Source organism: Pedobacter sp. HMWF019, assembly GCF_003061025.1.
Classification (GTDB): domain Bacteria; phylum Bacteroidota; class Bacteroidia; order Sphingobacteriales; family Sphingobacteriaceae; genus Pedobacter.
This window is the reverse complement of record NZ_QAIL01000208.1, coordinates 1-6,816: the sequence shown is the minus strand read 5'-3', so window position 1 is coordinate 6,816 and position 6,816 is coordinate 1. Positions and strand designations below refer to the sequence as shown.

Here is a 6,816-nt window from a genome sequence, read left to right as displayed (position 1 = left end):
AGGTAAAGGTTTTATAAAATTTATGGCAATACTATTAGGTATTGTCTGTGTGTATTCTCTATCGTTTAACCTGGTTACATCAAACGTAGAAAAAAACGCTAAAGCGTATGCCAAAGGAGATCCTTTAAAAGAAAAGGCTTATTTGGATTCTATGGCTACTGTTCCGGTTTATCCGGTCTTTGGCTTTAATTACCAGTTCTGTAAATCCAAAGAAATCAATCTTGGATTAGACCTTAAAGGCGGTATGAACGTAACGATGGAAATATCGTTAGGTGAACTTGTAAAATCTTTGGCTAACAATCCTGCTGATGTTAATTTTAACAAAGCGATCTCAAACGCTCAAACTCAGTTAAACGCTGGTGGTAAAGATTTCATTGGTTTATTCGTAAACGAATATGAAAAATTAAGCCCTAACGGAAAACTGGCTGATTTCTTTTCCAATCAGGACAATGCAAAGGACCTTAAAGCCAATGCAAGTAATTCAGAAGTAAAAACGTATTTGTCTAAAGAAGCCACCAGCGCTATCGACCGTTCGTTCATCATCATCAGAAGCCGTATCGATGGATTTGGTGTAGTGAGCCCGAACATGCAGAAACAAGAAGGTACCAACCGTATCCTGATTGAGATGCCAGGTGTTCAGGACAAAGAAAGGATTCATAAATTATTGCAGGGTTCTGCAGAACTTCAGTTCTGGCAGGTGTACCAGAATGAAGAAGTTTATTCAGTTCTGGAAAACATCAACAAAACTCTGGCTACAACTTTAAAAGATACTTCAGCTACTGCTGCCGTTAAAGACACTACAGCTAAAACAGAAAGTAAACTGGCAGGTCTGGCTAAAAAGCCGGCAACAAAAGATTCTGCTGATGTTAAAAAACAAGAGCTTTCTAAAAACAATCCTTTGTTTGCTGTATTGAGCATTCCAACTTATCAGGGAGAAAACGGACAGCCTGCTTTACGTCCGGGTCCGGTTGTAGGATGGGTAGCTCAAAAAGATACTGCTAAAGTAAACGCTTACTTTGCAAAACCTGAAATTGCGTCTATCATTCCACCGACTTTCAAATTTATGTGGAGTGTAAAACCAATGGAAAACACCAAGGTTTTCGAATTATATGCAATCAAAGTAACTTCAGCAGATGGCAAACCAGATTTAGGTGGTGATGCGATCAGCGATGCCCGTCATGACTTTGACCAGAAAGGCAAACCAGAAGTAACCATGTATATGACTGGTGAAGGTGCTGCAAAATGGAAAAAAATCACTGCAGAAGCTTCTGCAGATCCAAACAATAAAAAAGCAATTGCTATTGTTTTAGACAATACAGTTTACTCTGCTCCTACGGTTCAAAACGAAATCCCTAACGGTATTTCTTCAATTACTGGAAGTTTCACTGTAAACGATACACAAGATTTAGCCAACATCTTAAAAGCTGGTAAATTACCTGCTCCTGCTAAAATTGTAGGAGAATATGTAGTAGGTCCTTCTTTAGGCCAGGCTGCAATCCACAATGGTTTATTGTCATTTGTACTTGCTTTCATTGTGATCCTGATCTTTATGGCCTTGTATTACAACAAAGCCGGGTGGGTAGCTAACTTAGCGCTTGTGATCAACTTATTCTTCATCATGGGTATCCTTGTATCCCTTGGTGCGGTGTTAACCTTACCTGGTATCGCTGGTATCATTTTGGTAATTGGTTTATCGGTTGACGCGAACATCCTGATCTTTGAAAGGGTGAGAGAGGAATTACTACATGGCAAAAGCACTGCACTTTCTATCAAAGAAGGTTTCAAACATGCAATGCCTTCAATCATTGACTCTAACGTAACGGTATTGATCTTGGGTGTGATCCTGTACATTTTCGGTAACGGACCGGTACAAGGTTTCGCTACGACTTTGTGTATTGGTATTTTGTCATCTCTGTTCTGTGCGGTATTGATCTCCCGTTTGGTTTTCGAATCCCTGCTGAGCAAAAACGCTAACATTACTTTCGGTAACAAAGCTACCCTGCATGCTTTCAAAAACATTGCTTTTGATTTTGTTGGACGCAGAAAGATCTATTATACCATCTCTTCTGTAATCATTGTTTTAGGTTTCATCTTCTACTTTAAAAATGGCGGATTGAAACTAGGTATCGACTTTAAAGGTGGAAGAACTTATATTGTTCACTTCGATAAAAACATATCTACTGAAGATGTTAAATCTGATTTAACCCCTCTTTTCGACAACGAAGCACCAGAAGTTAAAACTGCTGGTAATGACAATGAATTAAAAATCACCACGACTTTCCACATTGCCGATCAGGATACACATGCGGATAAACTGGTAGAAGATGCATTGAAAAAAGGCCTGGATAAAACCGGATCTAAATACACCATTGAGAGTAACCAGAAAGTTGGACCTATCATTGCAAGTGACCTGGTATATAGCGCTTATGGTGCGGTATTGTTCTCTTGTTTACTGATGTTCTTCTATATCATCGTAAGGTTTAAGAAACTGAACTATGGTTTAGGTGCGGTAATCGCGTTATTCCATGACGTGTTGCTGGTACTTTCTTTCTATACCATTTTAGATGGCGTACTTCCATTCTCCTTAGAGATCGGGCAGGATTTCATTGCGGCAATCTTAACGGTAATGTCTTATACGATGACAGAAACAGTGGTTGTGTTTGACCGTATCCGCGAGAAACTTGCAGAGCATGGTAAAGAAGACCTTCATGGTGAAGAGCGTAATAAACTGATCAACTTTGCGCTGAACAGTACATTAAGCCGTACTATCCTGACTTCATTAACTGTATTCTTTGTATTATTGGTGATCTTCATCTTCGGTGGAGACAGCATCAGAGGATTTATCTTTGCTTTATTAATTGGCCGTGTAATCGGTACTTATTCTTCACTTTGTATCTCTACACCTATTGTAGTGGATCTTGGAAAAAGCAAATAGACCTTAATACAAATAAAATGTATATAAAAGGCATCCATCTATTGGATGCCTTTTTTGTTGTATCTATCTTTACAGAAATGCATAAAGCTTCCTTATGGAAAAACGGATTAAACTGATTGAATGCCCAAGAGATGCCATGCAGGGCATCCATCATTTTATTGATACAGACCTTAAAGCAGCTTATATCAACCTGCTCCTGCAAGTCGGTTTTGACACTATTGATTTTGGCAGTTTTGTTTCTCCTAAGGCGATTCCCCAATTAAAGGATACCAGAGAAGTGTTATCTCAACTGGATCTGAGCAATACAGTTTCCAAATTATTGGCCATTGTAGCCAATGTGAGGGGCGCTGAAGAAGCGGTTCAGCATCCGGAGATCACTTATCTTGGCTTTCCTTTTTCTATTTCAGAAACCTTCCAGCAACGCAATACCAATTCCAGTATCCTGCAATCAATGGATACTGTAAAGCAAATGCTGGAGCTTTGCGATCAGCATGGCAAACAAGCGGTAGTGTATCTGTCTATGGGCTTTGGAAACCCTTATGGCGACCCCTGGAACATAGATATCGTAGAACACTGGACAGCGGAACTGGCTGGATTAGGTGTAAAGATCTTATCTCTTTCTGACACCACGGGTGTTTCTTCTCCAGAGAAGATCAAGACCATTTTACCAGGAATTACCAAAAGCTTTAGTGATCTTGAAATTGGCGTTCACCTGCACAGTACGCCCGAAACACGGGAGGAAAAGATACAGGCGGCTTATGAAAGCGGCTGCAGGCGTTTTGATAGCGCATTAAAGGGATATGGAGGCTGTCCTATGGCTGCTGATGACCTCACCGGAAATCTGGCAACAGAAGGCTTAATCAGCTATCTGGATCGTATTGGCGAGCCTACCGGACTCGATATGAATAAATGGAAGGCTGCCCTGGCTTATTCTTCCAGGATCTTTCTTTAAGCTCTTCTGTAACAAAAGATCAGGCTTTACGCACCATTTTCACGTGCATGATACCTGCTTCTTCAAATTGCGGCCCTTCTGCAGCGAAACCGAACTTGCTGTAGAGGGAAACAGCATCCAGTTGCGCATTCAGATAAACATATTCATGATCTCGGGGTAAATCGGCCAGAACTGCGGCTACAAGAGCCTGCCCTATTCTCTTTCCCCTGAATTCTTTTAATACAGCAAACCTTTCCAGTTTATAACCGTTATCTGTTTTACGCCAGCGGCAGGCACCGCAGGGCTGGTGACCAAGTAGGGCCAGGAAGTGAGTGGATACGTCTTCATTCTCCCATTCCAGTTCGGGTGGGCAATGTTGTTCATCAACAAATACCTTTTTACGAATTGCAAACGCATCTTCCAGCTGCTCCTGGTTGCTGATTTTAATAACCTCTAGTGTGTCCATGAATAGTATAACAAAAAATAAGTCGCTCTGTTTGAAAGCGACTTATTAAAATGGTTGATTGTAAAGCTTAAATAGTAAGCTTACTATTTATAATTTATCGCTGGCGTCTTTGCAGTTCAGGTCTTCAAAAGCCTGTGTTAAACGCTTAACAAATGTCTCTTCACCTTTGCGCAACCAAACGCGTGGATCGTAGTATTTTTTATTGGGTTTATCTTCTCCGTCAGGGTTTCCGATCTGACCTTGCAGATAAGCCTCATTAGCCTTATAGTAATCAAGAATACCTTCCCAGAATGCCCATTGCATATCTGTATCAATATTCATTTTGATTGCACCATAAGAAATGGCTTCTCTGATCTCTTCCTGAGAAGAACCTGAACCACCGTGGAAAACAAAATTGATTGGTTTTTCTGCAGTCAGGTTGAATTTCTCTCTGATATAATCCTGTGAGTTCTTCAAAATTACCGGCTGTAATTTCACGTTACCAGGTTTGTATACCCCGTGAACGTTTCCGAAAGCTGCTGCTACAGTAAATTTATCACTTACTTTACTTAATTCTTCGTAAGCATAAGCTACTTCAGAAGGTTGTGTATACAGTTTAGAGCTGTCTACATCACTATTGTCTACGCCATCTTCCTCACCACCAGTTACACCCAGTTCGATCTCGATAGTCATGCCCATTTTAGCCATACGGGCTAAATATTTAGCAGAGATTTCCATATTTTCTTCAATAGATTCTTCCGAAAGATCCAGCATGTGAGAAGAAAACAATGGTTTTCCATGTTCTGCAAAGAATTGCTCACCGTGATCCAGCAATCCGTCAATCCATGGAAGTAATTTTTTAGCCGCATGATCCGTATGTAATACTACAGCTACACCATAGTGTTCTGCAAGTAAATGCACGTGTTTAGCTGCGGATACTGCGCCCAGTACACATGCTTTAAGGTTTTCATTATTCAATGTCTTACCTGCGTAGAACTGTGCCCCACCATTTGACAACTGAATCATAACGGGTGAATTTACAGCTTTCGCTGTTTCCATTACTGCGTTGATCGTATTGGTTCCCGTAACGTTAACTGCTGGTAATGCAAACTGGTGCTTTTTAGCCTGCTCAAACAATTCCTGAACGGCATCTCCGTAAATTACTCCTTTGTAGCCTTTTAAACTCATTTTTCTAATTTTTGTATACGCCGAAGTTAGGAAAAATATAGATTAAGGCAAATCTAAGCGGGGTTTTATTTTATCCTAAAACTATCATAGACGGTTCAATTTTTTTTTTGTTTCTTTGTAGTCGCATTTTTCAACAAATAACATGGCTTGGTTTAAGAGAGAAAATAAAGGTATTAGTACACTGACAGAAGAAAAAAAGGAAGCGCCGGATGGTTTATGGAACAAATGTCCTAATTGCAAAAAGGCATTACACAGTTCGGATCTTATAGAAAATAAATACGTTTGTCATTATTGTGATTACCACCTAAGGGTAGGTTCTAAAGAATATTTCCAGGTATTATTTGATGACAACCAGTTCAAAGAACTCTTTGCAGGGTTAAAATCAGGAGATCCTTTAAACTTCACAGACAGTAAACCTTATAAAGACAGACTGGTAGAAAGTATCGCTAAAACCGGCTTAAATGATGCCATCAGGGCTGCACACGGAAAGATCGAAGGTGAAGAACTGGTGATTGCCTGTATGGACTTCAATTTTATTGGTGGTTCTATGGGATCGGTTGTAGGAGAAAAAATTGCCAGATCTATCGATTACAGCATTAAACATAAAATTCCTTTCCTGATGATCTCCAAATCAGGAGGTGCCCGAATGATGGAAGCTGCATTTTCGTTGATGCAAATGGCTAAAACATCGGCTAAACTGGCTTTACTGAGCCAGGCAAAGATTCCTTATATTTCTTTATTAACAGACCCTACAACGGGTGGTGTAACCGCATCATATGCCATGTTGGGAGACATTAATATTGCTGAACCTGGTGCACTGATCGGCTTTGCCGGTCCAAGGGTTATTAAAGAGACCATCAAGAAAGATCTTCCTAAGGGTTTTCAAACGTCTGAATTCGTATTGGAGCATGGTTTCCTTGATTTTATTGTAGACAGAAGAGCGATGAAGTCAAAACTGGCAAACTTCTTAAAGATGATGAAGAACTAATAAAAGATAGATATAAAAAAGGCGTTTGTGGATTTCACAAACGCCTTTTTTATTTAGATACTTCCACTCCCCGGCATGGTACCGGGTTCATGGCTGGAACCAAGAGGTTTATTTTTTCTATCCGGTTTAGAGATCAGATCCGTTCTGCTCAGGTCTGATCCTGAAGAACTTTCTCCTTCATCTTTTTTTTGTTCCGGATCTTCAGTCTCTTTATAAACTGTTTTCTTTTTTTCTTCGTCTTTGTTGTTTTCTGGTTGATGTGTCATAGTGGTAGATATTAAATGAACCAATCGTTAGTTCATTTAATAACAGCCCCAACTAAGTATTGT

6 protein-coding genes are annotated in these 6,816 nt (G+C 40.0%); 3 read left to right on the top strand and 3 right to left on the bottom strand.

Features of this window, described 5'->3' with window-relative positions; genetic code table 11:
- Both secDF and DBR11_RS12475 read left to right on the top strand, forming a co-directional pair.
- Positions 1–2,935: protein translocase subunit SecDF (gene secDF / locus DBR11_RS12480; protein ID WP_233260736.1), on the top strand; the 2,935-nt coding region annotated here is incomplete at its 5' end.
- A 94-nt stretch (positions 2,936–3,029) separates the two neighbouring features.
- The gene (locus DBR11_RS12475) at positions 3,030–3,887 is read left to right on the top strand and encodes a hydroxymethylglutaryl-CoA lyase (RefSeq protein WP_108552996.1); all 858 of its coding nucleotides are present in this window, start codon (positions 3,030–3,032) and stop codon (positions 3,885–3,887) included.
- Positions 3,888–3,906: 19 nt separating this feature from the next.
- Here the strand turns inward: DBR11_RS12475 and DBR11_RS12470 are convergent, their stop codons facing one another.
- Together DBR11_RS12470 and fbaA are read right to left on the bottom strand one after the other, a co-directional pair.
- The gene (locus DBR11_RS12470) at positions 3,907–4,332 is read right to left on the bottom strand and encodes a GNAT family N-acetyltransferase (RefSeq protein ID WP_108552995.1); all 426 of its coding nucleotides are present in this window, start codon (positions 4,330–4,332) and stop codon (positions 3,907–3,909) included.
- 87 nt (positions 4,333–4,419) lie between these two features.
- Positions 4,420–5,499: a class II fructose-bisphosphate aldolase gene (fbaA, locus tag DBR11_RS12465; RefSeq protein ID WP_108552994.1), complete on the bottom strand. Its 1,080-nt coding sequence runs from the start codon at positions 5,497–5,499 to the stop codon at positions 4,420–4,422.
- Positions 5,500–5,641: 142 nt separating this feature from the next.
- On the opposite strand from fbaA, the gene accD reads away from it, so the two are divergent.
- Positions 5,642–6,487 (top strand): acetyl-CoA carboxylase, carboxyltransferase subunit beta, encoded by an 846-nt coding sequence (gene accD / locus DBR11_RS12460; RefSeq protein ID WP_108552993.1) that lies wholly within the window; start codon positions 5,642–5,644, stop codon positions 6,485–6,487.
- 53 nt (positions 6,488–6,540) lie between these two features.
- On the opposite strand, the gene DBR11_RS12455 is transcribed toward accD, so the two are convergent.
- Positions 6,541–6,753, bottom strand: coding sequence for a hypothetical protein (locus DBR11_RS12455; RefSeq protein WP_108552992.1), 213 nt, complete (start codon positions 6,751–6,753; stop codon positions 6,541–6,543).
- Positions 6,754–6,816: the final 63 nt, after the last annotated feature.